The following is an 18380-nucleotide window of genomic DNA, read 5'->3' as shown; positions in this document are numbered from 1 at the left end:
GAGGGATCAGGATGCTTGCCAGGATGCTGCTCGCCTCGACGATTGCCACGTCGTCCATGGCTGCGGCCCAATCGAGTGAACAAGTACCTGAGAGCGGCGAAGAAATCATCGTAACCGGCGAACGGGTTGCCCGCCCGATCCGCGAAACGCCTTCGAGCGTGTCGGTCACAACCGCCGAGATGCTGGAGGCATCAAGCGCCGACCGGCTCGACCAGATTCTCGAGGCCACGCCCAACGTCCAAGTCGGCTCGGGCGAGGAAGGTCCGGCAATCCGAGGACAGGATTCGACCGGAGTACTGCGCAACCTTTTCGCATTTCTCGGGGGGACGCGGCCACGGGTGACGGTACAGATCGATGGCAGGCCGAGCACCTACTACGAATATGTCAATTCCTCCGCCGGCCTCTGGGATGTCGAGCGGGTCGAAGTGTTCCGCAGCCCGCAGACCACCACACAGGGCCGCAATGCGATCGGCGGGGCCATCTTCGTCGAAACGCTCGACCCGACCTACGATTGGCAGGGCCGCGCCCGCATGCTGGTCGGCGACCAGGCGACGCGGCAGGGCTCGCTTGCCTTGTCGGGGCCGATCGTTGCCGACCAGCTTGCCTTCCGCGTGAGCGGCGATCTGCGCCTGGGAAAAACTGCAAGCGATCTTGCCGATGCCATTCCGGGCGCTGATGTCCGCCGTGACGATTACGGCCTTGCGCGCGTGAAGCTGCTGTTCGAGCCCAAGTCCATTCCCGATGCGCGGCTAGAGACGACCTACGTTCACACAAGAGCCCAGAGCCCGCAATTCGAGGCGGTGCTCCCGCCTTACCGCGAGCGGCGCGCGGCGATCCCCCAAGTGACCAACGGCGTTCATCGCATCGATGTGGATGCGGTGACCACTCGTCTGGATTACGAGCCGGCCGGCGCCGTTTTGTCGACCGCCACGTTCTCGTTCGGCGATCTCGTGGTCCAGAGGTTCGGTTTGCCCGGGCTCGGCCGGACGCGCGTGGACGGAACGGACTACTCGGCCGAGGGCATCCTGCGCTGGAAGGCGAGTACGGGAATATCACTGATATCAGGCGTCAATTACATTGCCACGCGCCAGCGCCAGTCGATCGACATCACCGGGCTGGGCATCGGCACCGGAGGTTTCCGCGACCGGCAGGAGAGCCTCGGGCTCTTCGGCGAGGCGACGGTGCGACCTGTGCCGCCGCTGAGCCTGACCCTCGGGATTCGATACCAGCGCGATCGCCAGCGGCGCGTGGGGCAGGTCGGTGCCCCGCCGACGGGAATAGCACTCGACTATGACGGATTGTTCGATGCGTGGTTGCCGAAGGCATCGCTGACCTACGAGCTGGCACCGCGGACAACTGCGGGCGTGCTGGTGCAGCGCGCCTACAATCCCGGAGGCACGTCGATCAGCCTCTTCCGCCTCGCAGAAGACAGCTTTCAGCCCGAGACCCTGTGGAATTACGAGCTCTTTTTTCGAACGAGCTTCGCGGGAGGCAGGGGCACCCTCGCTGCAAATCTGTTCAAGAACGACATCGCCGATGCGCAGCGGCAGCAGCTGGTCACGATCATCCTTCCCAACGGTAATCCCTTGGATACCCCGGAATTCGCCAATGCGCCCGTGGCACGAAGCAAGGGGCTCGAAGCGGAACTCGGTTATCGCGCAGGACGGCGCCTGTCCCTGGCCGCCGGCATCGGGCTCTTGCGGACCCGCGTCGTCGAGACGGTGCTCCCGAACGATCCCACGCTTGGGAAGGTCTTTCAGCGGGCCCCGCGCTTTAGCGCCTCCGGAATGGTCGACTGGAACCCGGTCGATCCGCTCCGCCTCTCGGTGCAGCTCACGCATCAGAGCGGCTACTTCAGCGACGACGCGAACACTCCGGCCTTGCGCATCGAGCCATCCACGATCGTCAACCTGCGCGGTTCGCTCGATGCAGGACCAGTGACGATATTCGCATACGCGCGAAACGTCTTCGATACGTTCTACCTGACTTATATCTTTCCCTCGAGGCTCGGCACCGCCGGGGACCCGCGCGAACTTGGAATAGGTCTGGAGGCGCGCTTCTAGACCGAGCTAGCTGCAAGAAAATCGGGCGTTGCACCCGACCGTCTCCAGTAATTCGCCAGCCCGATCCGCTCCATCAGCGGCATGAAGCGCGCATCCCGCTGCATCCCCGCTGCGGTGGGGGTGAACAGCATGTTGGTCTTCCGCCGACGTTGATCAGGAACCATGGGCTGCCCCGGTCGCCAATCCATGGCGGACAGTATGGGGCCCTCCTCCAGGTAATAGGCTTCGGCAAGCGCAAAGGCCGGGTCGTTCGCGCCCATGAGGTTGAGCAGCATCAGTCCGCTCACGACCGACGCGACATTCCGTCCGACGCCGCCCATGACCTGCGCGGTCGCGGCCTCGATCGCATCCGCATCACGGGACTGCGCCGCTGACACTGCAGTTGCAAACGTGGCGACCATGGGTGGCGGTAATGGCGGCCTGCCAGCGGCATCGCCAATGTGCGCCAACGCTCTATCGAAGCGGCCTGTCCCTGCCAGGAGCCATAACCGCGCAAACCACAGGCCATTGTGCCTGGGCCACATCTTGAGACCGCCCGTCACCGTCCGGTCTGCCTGCTCGGTCTGACCCATGAACCAGTGAGTATAGACCTTGCGGAACTGAAAGTTGGGATCGAGCGGCGCCGTCTCCGCGATCGTTTGCCTGAGTTCGGCGCCCTCGCGCATGCGCCCGACCGCGCCAAGAAAGAAGGCGTACGAATCGACCGTTTCGACATGCCCGGGATGACGGTCCAGCACCGACCGCAAGCGGCGCTCGCCTCCAATCCAGTCGCCGTAGTAGGGGACGGCCACCGCGCGCGCGGAAAGCGCATCGGCATTGTCCGCATCGAGCTCGAGTGCACGATCGGCCGCTTCGCTCACCTTGGTCAGCGGTATTGTCGCAGGGAGGATCCCGTGCTCGTCGACGCGGGCACGCGTAAGCGCCAACCGGCCCCACGCCGCGGCATGCGCGGGGTTGGACGCCACGGCCTTTTCGAGCAGGGCGATTGCTCTGGCTTCCCCTTCAGGAGTGCCGGAGTGCAGGGCGGCTTCGCTGCGGGCGATCAAGCGGGCGGAAATGTCTTGTGGTTCAGGGCGTGTTAGCCAGTAGCCCGCGCCTCCAGCGGCTGCGACCAGTCCCCCGGCGATGATCGCACGACGGGTGATTACTGAGCGGCTGGGCGCATTCTCAACGGTGGCGGCTGCGGCCTTCGCATCGGCGCCATCGGCCTCACCGACGCTCAGGCGATAGCCGATGCGGGGAATCGTCTCGACACCGAAACCGCCATCGGTGCTCCGCGCGATCCGCCGCACTTCGCCGATAGCGCGGTTGATGGCGTCGTCGCCAACGACCTGTCCCTTCCAGCAATGGCGAATGAGGTCGTCCCGGGTGAGCACCGCACCCCTCGCGTCGACCAGCGCCACGAGCACCTGCATCACCCGCGGTTCGGCTGTCGCTGTTCCGCCGGGGCCCTCGACCGTGCGAACCGAGGGGCGGACCGTTGCGGCACCCAGCGCGAAGTCGGGCCGTTTCGCAAGCGACCGCGGGTCGAGCCGGCTCGACCCAGAGCCGCCCTCTCCGCGATCGAGCGGAAACGTTTCGGGCGTGAATCGACTTTCGTTCATGCACGTCTTCCGATGCGCAATGGCGCTTCGGAAACTGCAATATCACGATTTTCGCGGACCGCCATGCCGCGGTCCTCGCTGCGCCAACCGGCCAGGAGATGGTGGGCGCGACAGGGATTGAACCTGTGACCCCACCCGTGTGAAGGGTGTGCTCTACCGCTGAGCTACGCGCCCGTCCTGCGGCCCCCGGACATCGTCCGGTGGGGTGGACAGGGGCGCGCCTTTGCCACCGGCTCATGAGCTTGGCAAGCGGCTATCCCGTAGCGGTCAACTAATGAGAGCGATCAGCTTTGCCAGCCAGCCGTCGAGTGCGCGCGCCGGCTGGCTACGGACGACAGGCGCGCATTCCAGGCAGTAGGCCTGCATTCCCTTTACGCCGGCCAGCCGTTCGAGATCAGCTGCCATTTGCGCAACAGCGGCATTGCGCCGGATCGCGAACGCACCGACTAGGTCGGTTCCGGAGGCAGGGCGGGCTTTTTCGCCGAACAGCAGATTGCGCAGCAATGTGTCGCTCGTGCGAGCATCCTCGCCAAGGTATTCGGCGTACCATTCGCCTTCGCCGAGTTTCGCCTGACCGGCCACCCACGCAAGCGCTTCGTCGAGGCCGCCATACTGGTCGACGAGTCCGATCTGCCTCGCAGTTCCCCCGTCCCACACGCGCCCCTGTCCGATTTCGTCGACTTTCGATTTCGAAAGCTTGCGCGCGTTTGCGACCCGCTCGATGAAATCGTCGTAACCGTCCTCGATGTAGGCCTGCATAAGTGCGTCCGCTTCGGGCGGCAGTCCGCCGATGAGGTCGGGTTGGCCCGACAGCGGCGTGGTCTTCACCCCGTCGACGCCGACACCCCACTTCTCCGCGAGGTTTTCGAAAGTCGGGATGACCGCGAAAATGCCGATCGAGCCGGTAACCGTGTCGGGCTCGGCAAAAATCCGGTCGGCCGACGTCGCAACCCAGTAGCCGCCGCTTGCCGCGACGTTGGCCATCGAGACCGCCACGGGAATCTTGCGATCCTTGTGCCGCAGGATCGCCTGGCGGATTTCTTCGCTGGCAAGCGCTGACCCGCCCGGCGAATCCACGCGCACGACGAGGCCCTTGAGATCGTCCTCGAGCGCTTCGTCGAGCAGTTCGGCGATCCGGCTACCCCCCGCAACGCCCGGTCCGGCGTTACCGTCCACGATTTCGCCGGCAATCGTCACGACGCCGATCGCATCGCCGTCTTCGGCCATGGGACGATCATCGAGCCACGGTTCGAGCTCGGTGAAGGCGAAGGCTCCGGGCTTGTCGTCCCATGGATCGTCGCCCGCGACTTCCGCCACACGCTTGCCGAACTGGACGCGGTCGCCCAGCTTGTCGACCAGTCCTGCATTCTTCGCTGCGGTCGCCGCGTCGCCGCCGGCGCGGGTGAAGAATGATACCGGGTCCTGCGCAAAAGCGGCCAGGTTGACCTGGGGCCGTGCCTTCTTGACGTGCGCCTGCCATTCGGCCCACAGCGCCCCGTAGATCTGCGTGTAGTTTTCTCGAGCAGGTTCCGACATCCCGTCGAGGATGTAGGGTTCAACGGCGCTTTTGTATGTTCCGACCTTGTAGACCCGCGCGTTGACGTCGAGCTTCTTGAGGAGGTCGCCGTAGTACAGCCGGTTGCCACCGGGCCCCAGGACGACCGCGCCGCCCATCGGGTTGAGCCACACTTCGCTCGCATGGCTCGCCAGCATGATCGCATCGTCGTTATAGACGGTGGCATAGCTCAAGACCGGCTTTCTCGCCGCGCGCACGCGATCGAGCGCGGCACCGATGTCCTCGAGATGCACCTGTCCGGCGGCAAAAAACCCGCCCATGTCGAGAACGACCGTTTTGATCCGGTCGTCGGTCGCCGCTTCTTCCAGCGCGTGGACGAGTTCCTGGACGTCGTATTCGCCGGTGGGCTCTTCGCCCGAAAGCAGCATCGCGATCGGATCGACAGCCGTCTTTTCCTCGACCACCACTCCGTCGAGCGACAGGAGGAGCGCGCCGTCGCGCACCGCGGAAGCGTTGGGCCGGGCGGTCAGCAGGGCATAGAGCGCCGCGAAAAACAGCAGCAGGAACAGCAGGCTGAGGCCGTCCTTTACGGCGACAATCAGGTGCCAGACCTTGCGAGCGAACGACATGTGTGAGGATTTCCCGATATTGCTTCGGTGGCGATCTAGGGATTGCGGACCGGTATTGCCACCCGATTGCACTTGACCGGCATACCCGCTTCGACCAAGGGCATGGCTTCAATGACATCGGCGGAAAACATCGGCGCTGGCGGGACTTCCGCGAGCCGCTATCCAGCGGGCGCGCGCGCGTTTCCGCACCGGGACTTGCTCGCGATCGGAAAGCTCGAACGGCACGAGATCCTGTTCCTTCTCGACGAGGCGGAACAATGGGTCGAGATGAACCGCGGTGCCGCCAAGCACAGCGACCTGCTCGCCGGCCTGACCGTCATCAACGCGTTCTTCGAGAACAGCACCCGCACGCTTCTGAGCTTCGAGATCGCGGGCAAGCGGCTGGGTGCCGATGTCGTCAACATGCATGCGGCGCAAAGCTCGGTGAAGAAGGGCGAGACGCTGATCGACACCGCAATCACCCTCAACGCCATGCGGCCGGATGCGATCGTGATCCGCCATTCGTCGAGCGGAGCGACCGCGCTGATCGCCGACAAGGTCGATTGCCCCGTGCTCAACGCCGGTGACGGGCAGCACGAACACCCCACGCAAGCCTTGCTCGATGCCCTTGCGCTGCGCCATGCGCTCAAGGCTCGCGGGCATTCAGGAGACGACTTCACCGGGCTGACGGTGACGATCTGCGGCGACGTGCTTCACAGCCGTGTTGCGCGTTCGAATATCCTCTGCCTTCAGGCAATGGGCGCGACGGTGCGGGTCTGTGCTCCGCCCGCCTTGATGCCCAGTCACATCGAGGCGATGGGCGCGAAGCCCTTCACGGACTTCGATCGGGCGCTCGATGGCACAGACGTCGCGATGATGCTGAGGCTCCAGACCGAGCGGATGAGCGGCCAGTTCGTGCCGAGCCCGCGCGAATACCACCACCTGTACGGCCTGACGGCGAAGCGACTGGCGAAGGCGGCGCCCGATGCCATCGTCATGCATCCCGGCCCGATGAACCGCGGGGTCGAGATCGACAGCGACGTAGCCGATTCGATCGACCGCTCGATCATAACAGCGCAGGTCGAGATGGGCGTTGCGATCCGCATGGCCTGCCTGGAGGTGCTCACCCGCCGCCGACGTGGGGTAGAAGGATGGGAGAAGGGCGCATGAACCCGCGTCCCATCACCATAGTCGGCGGAAAGGTCGTGACACCGGAGGGCTTGCGCGAGTCCTCTCTTCGACTTGCCGACGGGCTGGTGGCCGGCTTGTCCGGGCCGGAGCCAGGGGACGAGGTGGTCGACGCGAAAGGGCTGATCGTTGCGCCAGGCCTGGTCGATCTGGGCGTGTACGCCGTCGACAAGCCGGCGTTCCGTTTCGGCGGAATTACCCGAGCCGCGCTGATGCCCGATCAGAACCCGCCGCTCGATTATCCGGCGCGGGTCAATTTCATCGCCAAGAGCGGCAAGCCCGACCTGTGGGTCCACCCGCTTGCCGCGGCCACCGTGGGCCTTGCGGGCGAGCAACTCGCCGAGATCGCCTTGATGAAGGATGCAGGGGCACGCGGGATAGCGACGGGCCGCCGGTGGATTGCCGACTCCGGCGTCATGCTGCGGCTGCTGCAATATGCGGCCATGCTCGATCTCGTCGTGGTGAGCCATGCGGAAGACGCCGGGCTCGTCGGGAGTGCGGTCGCGACAGCGGGCGAGATGGCGACCCGGCTGGGACTGCCGAGTGCGCCCGCGGAGGCCGAACTGCTGGCAGTGGCGCGCGACATTGCACTCGCCGAAATGAGCGGCGCGCGGCTGCACCTTCGGCAAGTGACGACGCGCGGTGCGCTCGACCTCGTCCGGGCCGCAAAGGCGCGTGGCGTCGCGGTGACGGCGGGAGTGACCCCGGCGCATTTCATGTTGTCGGACCTCGCGACGATGGACTTCCGGACCTTTGCTCGCCTGTCCCCTCCGCTCCGCAGCGAAGACGACCGCCAGGCCGTGCGCGAGGCCATAGCGGACGACACCATAGACGTGGTCGCCAGCGGCCACGATCCGCGCGGGCCCGAGGACAAGCGTCTGCCGTTCGCCGATGCCGCGCCGGGGATGGCAGGCGCAGAGACACTCCTGGCGATGACCCTGACACTGGTTCGCGACGGGCTTATCGACATGCCGAGAGCCTTCGACCTGCTGGCGCGCAATCCGGCGAAACTCCTTGGAGTGGCCGCCGGAGAGCTTCGCACGGGCGCCGAGGCTGACGTGGCGATCATCGACCCGGACCGGCCGTGGATCGTCGCGGCCGCGAAGATGGAAGCGAGCGCGGGCAACACCCCGTTCGATCGGCAACCCACGCAAGGGCGCGTTCAGGCACTCTATAAAGGCGGACAGCCCGTCTGACGCGGCGAACCGCACCGGCTGCGGGAACGCATGGCCGGTTCGTTCGATCACGTATCATGGACCTCGCGCTAACCGATTGGTTGTCGATTGCTCGCTTCGAAGCGTTGCTCGCGATGCCCTTTGGCGAGGTATGGCTGGCGGCGGCTTTTCTTGCATTGACCGCGTCGGCTTATGCGTCCGGCGTTCCGGGAACATTGCTGCCCATTTCGTTCTCGTCTGGTGCACTTCTCGGCGGCTTGCTCGGGATGGCCGCAGTCGCAACCGGTGCGCTGATCGGCTCGCTGGTGCTCTACGCCTTGCTCGAGCGCGGCTCGCAATCTGCTCTTCGGGAAAAGTACGGAGAGCGGTTGGAAAAGCTTGAGAAATTCGCAGCTCGCGGAGGTATCTTTCCGATAATCGGGCTTCGTCTAGCGGGTATCCCGCACATCGCCGTGACCGGCCTCTGCGCGCTCGCCGCGGTAGGACGCAACCGCTACGCGGCCGCTACCATGATTGGCACTTTTCCTGCCATTGCGCTGTCTGCGACGGCTGGAGCCGCCCTCTAGAACTTGCTTCCCTCCAAGGCTCGGAAGGCGTAAACCTGCAACTGATGGGTCGCCCTGGGAGGGGGAGGGGCTTGTCATGGCCACAGTCGCGCCGGATGCCGGCAATTTCGATACCGATGGAAATGCGAACGGGTCGTTGACTCGGTTCATGGATCGCTGGATCTATGTCTTCATGGCGATGTACCTCATCGCCATCGTTCTGACCGGCTTCATTCCGGATTCGCTTTTCAAGATCGCCGCGGTCGAGCGGGCCGAGCGCCCGCCATTTCCTTTAGCCATGCATCTTCATGCCGTGCTGATGGGGGCATGGATCCTGCTCCTGCTCGCCCAAACGACGCTCATGGCGACGGGCCGCAAGGGCATGCACATGCAGCTTGGGGTCGCAGCGATGGTTCTGGCGCCAGCGCTCGTCATCGCCGGGGTCGTGCTCGTGCCCACGAACTTGCGCATCTGGGCGGCGTTCGGCGATGCGGCATCACCCGAAGTGCGCGAGGGCGTGCAAGGATTCCTGCACTTCATGGCCAACATTGCGCTGCTGCAGTTGCGGATAGCGTTCTGTTTCCTGTTGCTCGTCTACCTTGGTCTCAGGGCGCGCAAGCGCGACAGCGGCCTGCACAAGCGGCTGATGATCCTGGCGACGATCGCTCCGCTGCCGGCAGCGTTCGACCGGATGACGTTCCTGCCGCATACCCTGCCCGAGTCGCCCTTGACGGTCGAGTTGTGGCCGCTCCTCGCGATTGCGCCAATGTTCCTGTGGGACCTGTACCGTCAGCGCAGCATTCACCGAGCCTACTGGATCTACGCGGCGATCATGCTGCCGACGGCGATTGTCGTGAACCTGCTGTGGGATTCCCCGTGGTGGCACTCGGTCGCGCCGGGGCTGCTCTATCGCTGATACGAAAAAGGCCTCTCCTCGCACGCGGGGAGAGGCCTTCCTCGATGGCTCGATGATCAGGCCCTAGCGGCGCGCCATGCGTACGCCGGTATCGACGGCGCCCGGAAGCGGCCGACTGGCCGCCCATGCGATGCAACCCTGACCCTTGCGCTTGGCCGTGGAACAGAACGATCCGGCTTCGGCACGGGCGAGGCCGCCTGCCGACACGCGGTAATACGTTTTGCCGCGCACGACTGCCTTGGTGATCACCATTTTGAACTGCGACAGCTGCGGGAACTGCTTGGCGTAGATGCCCCAGGCACGAAGTGCGCCGGCTTCCGAGGAGAACGAGCCAAGCTGCACGAGGTGGTCGCCGCTGGCGAGGATCTCGCTGGCGCGGTTTTCGCGATCGACCACGCGGCGCGGTGCCGGCGTGGCTGCCCCAAGGCGGGTCGGGGTCTGCTGGACTACCGGCTGCGCGGCGAAATCGACCGCCGCGGCCATCATCTGCGCCGGAGTGGCACCGCTTGGCGCCGGAGTGGCGAACGCGGCCTGGAAGTCCGCAGGCGGATCGACGCGCTGCGGTGCCACGGCGAGGACCTGTGCGGAACCCGCATCGTCGGCGGGAAGCGCGGGCAATTCGCCGCTGGCATCGGCCAGATCGTTCGCGGGCACGGCCTCCTCTACCGGAGAGGCGAAGGCATTGGCTTCGGCAACGAGTTGCTCATGAGTCGGATGGTTGGCCAGCGCAAGCTGCGCGGGCTGCCCTCCGTCTGCGACCGGGCGGGCGCCCAGCAGTGCCGCTACGCGGTTCTGCGATTCCTCGGGGCGAGCCATCGCCGCCCACTGCGAAATCCGCGCGTCGAGCTGGTCGGCGGGCACGTCCTCGGCCGCCATGATCCGCGCACCGGCCCAGTTGCCGTTGAGGGCGAGGGCATAGGCGAGGTTCTGACGAGTCTTCGGCGTGTTGTCGCCGCTACGCACGGCATTCGACAGGATGTGGACGCCCATTTCGGTCTGTCCGGCCAGTGCGTAGGCCAATCCGATGTCGGCGGCGGGAATTTCGTCGCGCCAGTCGTCGAGGACTTCGAGCGCCGCTCCGCGATCGCCGGTTGCGATCGCTGCAAGCGCATAGCCGAGGGCGGTGCGAGGCGTCTCGTCGCCGAGCGCCATTGCGTCATCGAAGCTGGTACGCGCCGAAAGGAAGCGGCCGGCCTCCATGTATGCGGCGCCCAGCATGGCGCGATAGGCGGCATTGCGCGGGTCGGCGAGAACGGCGGCCTCGGCATGCGCGATGGCGGTGGAGACCTTGCCCTTCTTGAGCGCGACGTCGGCGCGGCCGGCCGAAACCTCTGCGCGCGGCGCGGCCTGCGTGGCGCAACCTCCCAGCATTGCCGAGGCAAGCGCGGTTCCCGCGGCCAGCGTGAGGATGCGGGTGTTCCTTGCCGAGCGGCTCATGGTCATTTCCCCCTGTCGATCCGGTTCTTCAGCGCCGCTTGACCTGCGCGGCGAGCGCTTCGAGTTCGGGCATTTCGCCCAGCAAGGCGTCGAGCGCCTCGGTCACTAGCGCCTGTGCGCTGCAGTCGCGCACGGTGCAGGCCAGGCGCAGCTTGAGATGGCGGTCGGTATCGAGTCGCAGCGTGAAGGCGGCTCGGGTCGACTTGTCGATCTTGGCCTTGCGGACCGGCGCAATTCGTTCGGCGATCGTTTCGCGCTGGCGAAGGACTGTCGGTTCCGGAGCGGTGATGTTGTCCGTTGCGGGCTTACCCGGGTTGAACTGCACGACCTCGGCCGTCTGAACCTGGTCGTCGTTCTCGCCCATGTCGTTCCAGCCCAGATCCTCGAGCTTGTCGGGATCGGAAACGGAATTGCTGGCCGGCATCGCGGCGAGCGCGGCGTGCTGCGGACGCATGGCCGGCTTGGCACCACCCTTTCGGGCCAGCAGCGTCGGGCTGAGCGAGGCGAAGGAGGCTTCGGCCATATCAGTTCGGCCTTTCCTGCCGCCGCTTACTGGGCGACGCGGCGGCCGAAGCCGCCTTGCGGGCGATAGGCGGCGCCGGGCGCCTGCTGATGGTGCATCGCGTTCGGCGCAGCGAACACCGTGCGGCGGAAGTTCTTCTCGAGCCGGTCGGAAATGTAGTTCCAGAGAGCGGCCATCTCGGCGGCCGAACGGCCTTCGGGATCGACCTCCATCACTGTGCGGCCGTCGATCATCGATGCGGCGAAATCGGTGCGGTGATGCAGGGTGATCGGGGCGACGGTGCCGTGCTGGCTCAGCGCGACCGCAGCTTCCGAGGTGATCTTGGCCTTGGGCGTCGCAGCGTTGACGACGAAGATCAGCGGCTTGCCGGCGCGCTCGCACAGATCGACCGTGGCGCCGACGGCGCGCAAGTCGTGCGGGGAAGGCCGGGTCGGCACCACGATGAGCTCGGCCACGCCGATGACCGACTGGATCGCCATGGTGATCGCGGGCGGCGTGTCGATGACGGCGAGCTTGAAGCCCTGCTGTCGCAGGACCTGCAGGTCGCTGGCGAGACGCGCGACGGTCGTCTGCGCGAATGCGGGGTATTCGGCCTCGCGCTCGTTCCACCAGTCGGCGAGCGATCCTTGCGGATCGATGTCGATAAGGACGACCGGGCCAGCGCCGGCGCGCTGCGCCTGCACCGCGAGGTGCCCTGAGAGAGTGGTTTTGCCCGAACCGCCCTTCTGCGAAGCCAGTGCCAATACCCGCAAGGCTGATCCCCCGTTAAATCCCTGTGAAGAGGCGCACCCATGCACCTCACGGAACGGGAGATCGCAGCATACCCCTAATATTGGGTTAAGCCGGGGCCGACCGATGAATGGATGGCGCACCGCGGAAGTTTGGGAAAAGAAACTCTTTGCTAACGGGCCGTTCACTATGTCAGTTTGCTTGGGGCCTGTGCCGGAGGCGCGGGCGACGTGGGGTCGAGAACGCGATGTTCCATTGGAAACCAGCGCTGGCCGGAGCGACCGGGATCGCCGGAGCTGGCCTGCTCGTTATCACCACTGCGGCCCACGCCGATGTGAAGGCCGGGGTCGATGCGTGGAGCGCGGGAAACTACGCCAGGGCGGTCGCGGAGTGGCGAGCCCCGGCGGCCAAGGGTGATGCCGACGCGTTGTTCAACCTTGCGCAGGCCTACCGCTTGGGGCGGGGCGTGAGCGAGGATCCCAGGCAGGCCGAGACATATTACGCACGCGCCGCGGCCAAGGGGCACCTCAAGGCGGCCGACAACTACGGCCTCCTCCTGTTTCAGGACGGACGCCGCGAGCAGGCCATGCCCTATATCACCGCGGCGGCCGAGCGGGGGGACCCGCGCGCTCAGTATCTTCTCGGTATTGCCCACTTCAACGGCGATCTGGTCGCCAAGGACTGGGTGCGCGCCTACGCACTCCTGACCCTCGCCAATGGAGCGGGCCTTCCCCAGGCTGGGCCGGCGATAAAGCAGATGGACGAGCATGTTCCGCTTACGCAGCGGCAACAGGCGCAATCCCTCGCCGCGTCCATTCGGGCAAATGCCGACGCCGCGCGATCGAGCCAGATGGCGGCGGCCGACCTTGGCGAAGGCGGTCCGGTAGCCGTGATCGATGCACCTTCCGGTCGAGCCGTCGCGCCGCAGCCGACGGCGCTTCCTCCTACGCGCCTCCCACAGGCAATCGCGGCGGTCGCCGTGTCGCCCTCGATCAGCGCCGCGGAAGCGGCCGTGGCGGAAGCGATGCGTGCAACGGGAACCGAAAGCCCGGCTACGGCGGGTGCGGACTATGTCCGTGCAGGCCGTCCCGGCACAGCACCAATGCCGGAGAGGGTTGCGCGCGCGACTGCGGAATCCTCCCCCTTGCTTCCCGCGCGCGCCGAACCCGCCGCCGGGCAGAAACCGGCTGCCAGCGGACCCTGGAAGCTCCAGCTCGGCGCCTTTTCAGTCTCGGGCAACGCAGACCGGGCGTGGACCAAGGTCTCGAGCGTTCCTGTCCTCGCCGGCAAGTCCAGGCAGTTGGCGCCCGCTGGCCGGCTCACCAAGCTCTTTGCAGCGGGATGGCCGACCCAGAGCGCGGCGCAGGGTGCGTGCAATGCGCTCAAGGCGAGCGGGCACGCCTGCATCGTCACCCGCTGAGGAAGAAGTGTGAGCGACGGTGACCGCTTGCCCGGGACGGTGGTTTCCAAGCCTGCCCTAGGGGCGATGCCGACGAGTGCGGGCGAACGCCTGCTCAGCCTCGACTTCACTCGCGGCGTCGCGGTCCTCGGCATCCTTTTCGCCAATATCATGGGCATGGGCCAACCACTGGCGACGGCCTACACCTGGCCCGGGGGATTTCTGAACGGGCACGACGGGCTCGCCGATGCACTCTGGGTGGCGCAATTCGTGCTCGTCGACGGCAAGATGCGCGGCCTTTTCACCTTGCTCTTCGGTGCTGGCCTGATCCTCTTCACCGATCGCGCCAAGGCGAAGGGCGGGTGGATAGCGCTGTCGCTCGTGCGGCTCGGCTGGCTGCTCGTGTTCGGCCTGGCGCACTATTACCTGCTGTGGCGGGGCGACATCCTGGCCCTTTACGCGCTGTGTGGTGCGGTGGTGCTCTTTGCGGTGAACTGGTCGTGGGTCCAGCAACTCGCGGTAGGGGTTGCCGTGTACATGGCCGGCGTCTTTTACAACACGGTTGTGCTGGCTCCGCTCTGGGCGGCCAACGAGACGGTTCGCGGCCGCCTTCCCGAATTCGACGGGGTTGCCGAGTCGACCAGGGCATTCGTCGAAAGCCAGCTGGACGACGGGCTGCGCGAGGCCGCCATTGCCGAGAGCGGAACCTGGATCGACTACGTCCGACATTCCGCTGTCGAACACACGTGGGAATGGTGGGACACGTTTCTGTCCTCTGCGCCGGAGGCAACTTCGCTGATGTTGGTAGGGATGGCGCTCTATCGTGTCGGCCTGTTCGACGGGCGGCTGAATCGCCGTGCCCAGGTGGCGTGGGGCTGGGCAGGGGTAATCGTCGGCTTCCTCCTCACATTGCCGCTCGGCCTGTGGGTCTATTTCGGCGGCTTTACGTACACCGGCACCGTGCTCGCCGCTTACGGACCGCAAGGTCTCACCCGTTTGCCGATGGTGCTTGGTCTCGCGGCGCTCTGCGCCGTGTGGGGCATGGGAGCGACGGGGTGGCTGGGGAGCCGGCTTTCCGCCGCTGGCCGCGCGGCCTTTACCAACTACATCGGCACGTCGCTCGTCATGCTGGCCGTCTTCCAGGGCTGGGGCCTGGGCCTGTTCGGTGAATTGAGCCGGGAGGGGCTTTACATCGTCGCGATCGCCGGATGCGTGATCATGCTGCTGTGGTCGAAGCCGTGGCTCAAGCGGTATCGCTACGGCCCGCTCGAGTGGCTTTGGCGATGCCTTACCTATCGGCAGGCCTTCCCACTGCGGCGATAAAAATACTTGCTATTGAGAATTGTTCGCATATTCTCTCCTTGCGAATCGATCGCAGGAGTCTTGCGCCGATGTACGTCTGCGTATGCAATGCCATCCGCGAATGTGAGCTACGCCGCGCAGCGTTGCGCACGGCCGGCGATGCCGAGGCAGTCTACGCCGCGCTGGGCAAGCGTCCCAACTGCGGCACCTGCCTTGCGGAAGCCGATGCGATCGTTTTCGAAGAGCGCGAACTGGCCGCGATTCCCTACGCCGCCTGAACCTGCGAAGCACTCGCAAATGGCGGAATTCCGCCATTTTTCGTCGCATCAGCGGTTGCCCCCACAGTCTGCCGAGCGCATAATCCCCGCGCTTCATCCGGAGATCGATTCATGAAGGGCGACCCCAAGGTCATCGACTACCTCAACCAGGCGCTGACCAACGAGCTGACGGCGATCAACCAGTACTGGCTGCATTACCGCGTGCTGCATCACTGGGGTGTGCGCAAGCTTGCGGAGTACGAGCGACACGAATCGATCGACGAGATGAAGCACGCCGATACGCTGTCGGAGCGCGTGCTGTTCCTCGATGGGCTTCCCAACTTCCAGGCGATCCACAAGCTCAAGGTGGGAGAGACGGTCGAGGAAATCCTCAAGGCCGATCTCGCGCTCGAGATGGAAGCGATCCCGCTGCTCAAGGACGCGATCGCCCACTGCGAAACCGTCCGCGACTACGTCAGCAGGGAAATCTTCGAGCGCATCCTCGAAAGCGAGGAAGAGCACGTCGATTTCCTCGAGACCCAGTTCGACATGATCGAACGCATGGGCCTGCAGAACTACGTGCAGCTGCAGAGCGAACCTGCGGGCGAGGACTAGTCCTTGGCGTAAGGATTCTTCGGCGACTTCAGCACCACGCGCACCGGCACGGCGTCGAAGCCCAGTTCCTTGCGGATTCCGTTCACGAGGTAGCGTTCGTAGCTCTTCGGCAGCATGTCGAGCCGAGTGCCGAACACCACGAAACGGGGCGGGCGGGTGCCAGCCTGGGTGATGTAGCGCAGCTTGATCCGCTTGCCCTTGGGCGCGGGCGGAGGATTGGCTTCGAGAGCATCGTCGAACCAGCGGTTGAGCGCCGCGGTGGGCACGCGCTTCGACCATGCCTCGCGGATCTCGAATGCGGCCTTGAGCATCTGGTCGAGGCCTTTGCCGGTCTTCGCGCTGACCGCGAACAGCGGCAGGCCGCGCACTTGCGCGAGGCCATCGTCGAGCGCGGCCTTGATCCCGTTGAACAGGCGGCTGGCGTCGCCGACCTGTTCGCTGCCCGCCATGTCCCACTTGTTGATCGCGATCATCAACGCGCGGCCTTCCTCGATCACCATCGAGGCGATCTTCAGGTCCTGGTGCTCGAGCCCGCGGGTCGCATCGAGCAGTAGCACCACGACTTCTGCAAAATCGATCGCGCGCTTGGCGTCGGCAACCGAAAGCTTTTCGAGCTTGTCGACAACCTGCGCGCGCTTGCGCATGCCCGCGGTGTCGATCAGGCGGATGTCGCGCACCTCGCCATCGGGGTCGGTCCATTGCCAGTCGACCGCGATCGAATCGCGCGTGATCCCTGCTTCAGGCCCCGTAAGCAGCCGGTCCTCGCCCAGCAGCCGGTTGATCAGCGTCGACTTGCCGGCATTGGGGCGTCCGACGATCGCGAGCTTGAGGGGGCCTAGTTCAAGGTCGTCGGGGTCGCGCGCTTCTCCCGCGCGGTCCGAAGCGGCTCGCTCGTCTTCGAAGGAACCGATGATGGGATAGAGGGCGTCGAAAAGGTCGGCGACGCCTTCTCCATGCTCGGCGGACAGCGCGACGGGTTCGCCGAACCCGAGCGAGAACGCCTCGTAGAGCCCGGCGTCGCCCGCGCGCCCCTCGGCCTTGTTGGCCACGGCGATAACGGGGATTTCCTGCGTGCGAAGCCAGCGGGCGATTTCCTCGTCGAGCGGGGTCAGGCCCGCGCGCGCATCGATCACGAAGAGCGCGGCGTCGGCGCCTTCGAGGCTTACCTCGGTCTGCTTGCGCATCCGGCCGGGGAGGGTCGCGGCGTCCTCGTCCTCCCAGCCTGCGGTATCGACGATGGTGAATTCCAGCCCCGCAATCACCGCATCGCCCATGCGCCTGTCGCGCGTGACGCCGGGCTGGTCGTCGACCAGCGCCAGCTTCTTGCCGACGAGCCGGTTGAAGAGCGTGGACTTGCCGACGTTGGGTCGGCCGATGATGATGACGGTCGGTTTCATGGGCTTGCCTGCGCGCAGGTGGCCGCTCGCGCGGCGAATGGCAAGCGCGGCGGTAACCCGGTGCTAACCTTGTTCTGTCACCGTCAGCGACATGAGGGGTCTTTCGCTCGCCATCGCCATGTGCGCGCTCGCTGTACCGAGCGCGGCTTTTGCCGACATCGCGGAGATGTCGGCGGGCGAGGCCGAACTCGCTCCGTACTTGCAGTGCGTACCCTATGCCCGCGAGCGCACCGGGGTCCAGATTTACGGCGACGCGCGGACCTGGTGGGACCAGGCAGCCGGGCGGTACCGGCGCGGAAACACGCCGCGGCCGGGCGCGGTCATGACCTTCATGCCCACCGGGTCGATGGTTCTCGGCCATGTCGCGGCCGTTTCGAAGGTCATCGACAGCCGCACGGTCCTGCTCGACCACGCCAACTGGTCGCCGATCGACGGCCGGCGCGGTCAGATCGAACGCGATGTCCGCGCGGTCGACGTGTCGCCCGCCAACGACTGGAGCCAGGTACGCGTCTGGTACGCACCGCTGGGAAATCTCGGCACGACCGCTTGGCCGGTGGCCGGATTCATCTACAACGAGCGTGAGGACGGTACGCCGTTGGGCCGTAAGCGGGTCTTCGCCAGTGCGTCGTCTGCGCCTGCTTCAAAGGCTTTCGCTCCCGCCCCGTCGAGCGCGTTCGCGGCCGCCTTCAAGGGCTTCGCCGATCCTGTGATGGTTAAGCCGACAGCGGATGCCCCGCGTCGTATCGCGGCAAGCACGCCGACGCGTCCGCGCGATCCGATCGACGCGGCGATCGCGCTATATGGAAGCTGATCAGGCCTTCTTCGCGACCGGGGGTTCGTCGCCCAGGTCCTCGAACCACGCCTCGACCGGACCATTGAGCTTCAGCGTCAGAGGTTGGCCCTTGCGGTCCATCGTCTTGCCGGCCTGCACGCGGATCCAGCCTTCCGAGATGCAATACTCCTCGACGTCGGTGCGCACACGATCCTTGAACTTGATCCCGACCCCGCGCTCCAGCGCCGACTGGTCGAAATGCTGGTTGCGCGGATTGACCGACAGGCGGTCCGGCGGCGTGTCCTGCGGACTTGGGGCTTTGTCTTCGCTCATG

The 18380-nt window shown here is 65.7% G+C and carries 17 protein-coding genes and 1 tRNA gene; 10 read left to right on the top strand and 8 right to left on the bottom strand.

What is annotated here, in order from left to right; genetic code table 11:
• The first annotated feature begins 11 nt into the window (after nt 1-11).
• Nucleotides 12-2063: a TonB-dependent receptor gene (locus tag A6F68_RS12105; protein ID WP_067680486.1), complete on the top strand. Its 2052-nt coding sequence runs from the start codon at nt 12-14 to the stop codon at nt 2061-2063.
• Here A6F68_RS12105 and A6F68_RS12100 read toward each other — a convergent pair.
• The 3 genes from A6F68_RS12100 to sppA all read right to left on the bottom strand — a co-directional run bounded on the left by A6F68_RS12100 (nt 2060) and on the right by sppA (nt 5812).
• Nucleotides 2060-3667, bottom strand: coding sequence for a winged helix-turn-helix domain-containing protein (locus A6F68_RS12100; RefSeq protein ID WP_067680483.1), 1608 nt, complete (start codon nt 3665-3667; stop codon nt 2060-2062). The two genes, A6F68_RS12105 and A6F68_RS12100, sit on opposite strands and share 4 nt — an antisense overlap.
• A gap of 99 nt (nt 3668-3766) precedes the next feature.
• A tRNA-Val gene (locus A6F68_RS12095) sits at nt 3767-3841 on the bottom strand.
• 93 nt (nt 3842-3934) lie between these two features.
• On the bottom strand, nt 3935-5812 hold the full coding sequence (gene sppA / locus A6F68_RS12090) for a signal peptide peptidase SppA (RefSeq protein WP_067680480.1): 1878 nt from the start codon (nt 5810-5812) through the stop codon (nt 3935-3937).
• A gap of 102 nt (nt 5813-5914) precedes the next feature.
• Here sppA and A6F68_RS12085 point away from each other — a divergent pair, with 102 nt between their 5' ends.
• The 4 genes from A6F68_RS12085 to A6F68_RS12070 all read left to right on the top strand — a co-directional run bounded on the left by A6F68_RS12085 (nt 5915) and on the right by A6F68_RS12070 (nt 9615).
• The gene (locus tag A6F68_RS12085) at nt 5915-6961 is read left to right on the top strand and encodes an aspartate carbamoyltransferase catalytic subunit (protein WP_198152601.1); all 1047 of its coding nucleotides are present in this window, start codon (nt 5915-5917) and stop codon (nt 6959-6961) included.
• Complete coding sequence (locus A6F68_RS12080) at nt 6958-8175, top strand: dihydroorotase (RefSeq protein WP_067680478.1); 1218 nt, start codon at nt 6958-6960, stop codon at nt 8173-8175. Before A6F68_RS12085 ends, A6F68_RS12080 begins: the two co-directional genes overlap by 4 nt.
• 56 nt (nt 8176-8231) lie before the next feature.
• Nucleotides 8232-8720 (top strand): VTT domain-containing protein, encoded by a 489-nt coding sequence (locus A6F68_RS12075; protein WP_067680476.1) that lies wholly within the window; start codon nt 8232-8234, stop codon nt 8718-8720.
• Between the two features lie 76 nt (nt 8721-8796).
• Entirely contained in the window at nt 8797-9615 is an 819-nt protein-coding gene (locus A6F68_RS12070) for a hypothetical protein (protein WP_198152600.1), read from the top strand.
• A 63-nt stretch (nt 9616-9678) separates the two neighbouring features.
• Here the strand turns inward: A6F68_RS12070 and A6F68_RS12065 are convergent, their stop codons facing one another.
• From A6F68_RS12065 to A6F68_RS12055, 3 genes are read right to left on the bottom strand one after another with little or no spacing between them, the layout of a single operon-like run.
• A complete protein-coding gene (locus A6F68_RS12065; protein ID WP_067682568.1) occupies nt 9679-11052 on the bottom strand; it encodes an SPOR domain-containing protein in 1374 nt (457 codons plus the stop codon).
• A gap of 28 nt (nt 11053-11080) precedes the next feature.
• Nucleotides 11081-11575 (bottom strand): hypothetical protein, encoded by a 495-nt coding sequence (locus A6F68_RS12060; RefSeq protein ID WP_067680474.1) that lies wholly within the window; start codon nt 11573-11575, stop codon nt 11081-11083.
• A gap of 26 nt (nt 11576-11601) precedes the next feature.
• The gene (locus A6F68_RS12055) at nt 11602-12327 is read right to left on the bottom strand and encodes a ParA family protein (protein ID WP_067680472.1); all 726 of its coding nucleotides are present in this window, start codon (nt 12325-12327) and stop codon (nt 11602-11604) included.
• Between the two features lie 224 nt (nt 12328-12551).
• Here A6F68_RS12055 and A6F68_RS12050 point away from each other — a divergent pair, with 224 nt between their 5' ends.
• The 4 genes from A6F68_RS12050 to bfr all read left to right on the top strand — a co-directional run bounded on the left by A6F68_RS12050 (nt 12552) and on the right by bfr (nt 15877).
• Nucleotides 12552-13724 carry an SPOR domain-containing protein gene (locus tag A6F68_RS12050; protein WP_067680469.1) on the top strand — a complete coding sequence of 391 codons (1173 nt, stop codon included), beginning with the start codon at nt 12552-12554 and terminating at the stop codon, nt 13722-13724.
• Nucleotides 13725-13733: 9 nt separating this feature from the next.
• On the top strand, nt 13734-15026 hold the full coding sequence (locus A6F68_RS12045) for a DUF418 domain-containing protein (RefSeq protein WP_232308134.1): 1293 nt from the start codon (nt 13734-13736) through the stop codon (nt 15024-15026).
• A 68-nt stretch (nt 15027-15094) separates the two neighbouring features.
• The gene (locus A6F68_RS12040) at nt 15095-15283 is read left to right on the top strand and encodes a (2Fe-2S)-binding protein (RefSeq protein WP_067680464.1); all 189 of its coding nucleotides are present in this window, start codon (nt 15095-15097) and stop codon (nt 15281-15283) included.
• A gap of 111 nt (nt 15284-15394) precedes the next feature.
• Nucleotides 15395-15877, top strand: coding sequence for a bacterioferritin (gene bfr / locus A6F68_RS12035; protein WP_067680461.1), 483 nt, complete (start codon nt 15395-15397; stop codon nt 15875-15877).
• On the opposite strand, the gene der is transcribed toward bfr, so the two are convergent.
• Complete coding sequence (gene der, locus A6F68_RS12030; RefSeq protein ID WP_067680458.1) at nt 15874-17274, bottom strand: ribosome biogenesis GTPase Der; 1401 nt, start codon at nt 17272-17274, stop codon at nt 15874-15876. The two genes, bfr and der, sit on opposite strands and share 4 nt — an antisense overlap.
• Nucleotides 17275-17365: 91 nt before the next feature.
• Here der and A6F68_RS12025 point away from each other — a divergent pair, with 91 nt between their 5' ends.
• A complete protein-coding gene (locus A6F68_RS12025; RefSeq protein ID WP_084001808.1) occupies nt 17366-18085 on the top strand; it encodes a CHAP domain-containing protein in 720 nt (239 codons plus the stop codon).
• Here the strand turns inward: A6F68_RS12025 and A6F68_RS12020 are convergent, their stop codons facing one another.
• Nucleotides 18086-18379: a DUF3297 family protein gene (locus A6F68_RS12020; RefSeq protein ID WP_067680455.1), complete on the bottom strand. Its 294-nt coding sequence runs from the start codon at nt 18377-18379 to the stop codon at nt 18086-18088.
• Nucleotide 18380: the final 1 nt, after the last annotated feature.

The organism is Tsuneonella dongtanensis (assembly GCF_001698205.1).
Classification (GTDB): Bacteria; Pseudomonadota; Alphaproteobacteria; order Sphingomonadales; family Sphingomonadaceae; genus Tsuneonella; species Tsuneonella dongtanensis.
Note: the sequence above shows the minus strand (reverse complement) of the source record. Positions and strands in the feature narration are given on the sequence as shown.

Coding starts and splice junctions, on each gene's coding strand:
- A6F68_RS12065 (WP_067682568.1), bottom strand. CDS start 11,052: ATGAGCCGCTCGGCAAGGAACACCCGCATCCTCACGCTGGCCGCGGGA.
- sppA (WP_067680480.1), bottom strand. CDS start 5,812: ATGTCGTTCGCTCGCAAGGTCTGGCACCTGATTGTCGCCGTAAAGGAC.
- A6F68_RS12085 (WP_198152601.1), top strand. CDS start 5,915: ATGGCTTCAATGACATCGGCGGAAAACATCGGCGCTGGCGGGACTTCC.
- A6F68_RS12025 (WP_084001808.1), top strand. CDS start 17,366: ATGAGGGGTCTTTCGCTCGCCATCGCCATGTGCGCGCTCGCTGTACCG.
- A6F68_RS12050 (WP_067680469.1), top strand. CDS start 12,552: ATGTTCCATTGGAAACCAGCGCTGGCCGGAGCGACCGGGATCGCCGGA.
- A6F68_RS12020 (WP_067680455.1), bottom strand. CDS start 18,379: ATGAGCGAAGACAAAGCCCCAAGTCCGCAGGACACGCCGCCGGACCGC.
- A6F68_RS12070 (WP_198152600.1), top strand. CDS start 8,797: ATGGCCACAGTCGCGCCGGATGCCGGCAATTTCGATACCGATGGAAAT.
- A6F68_RS12075 (WP_067680476.1), top strand. CDS start 8,232: ATGGACCTCGCGCTAACCGATTGGTTGTCGATTGCTCGCTTCGAAGCG.
- A6F68_RS12060 (WP_067680474.1), bottom strand. CDS start 11,575: ATGGCCGAAGCCTCCTTCGCCTCGCTCAGCCCGACGCTGCTGGCCCGA.
- A6F68_RS12100 (WP_067680483.1), bottom strand. CDS start 3,667: ATGAACGAAAGTCGATTCACGCCCGAAACGTTTCCGCTCGATCGCGGA.
- A6F68_RS12105 (WP_067680486.1), top strand. CDS start 12: ATGCTTGCCAGGATGCTGCTCGCCTCGACGATTGCCACGTCGTCCATG.
- A6F68_RS12080 (WP_067680478.1), top strand. CDS start 6,958: ATGAACCCGCGTCCCATCACCATAGTCGGCGGAAAGGTCGTGACACCG.
- der (WP_067680458.1), bottom strand. CDS start 17,274: ATGAAACCGACCGTCATCATCATCGGCCGACCCAACGTCGGCAAGTCC.
- A6F68_RS12040 (WP_067680464.1), top strand. CDS start 15,095: ATGTACGTCTGCGTATGCAATGCCATCCGCGAATGTGAGCTACGCCGC.
- bfr (WP_067680461.1), top strand. CDS start 15,395: ATGAAGGGCGACCCCAAGGTCATCGACTACCTCAACCAGGCGCTGACC.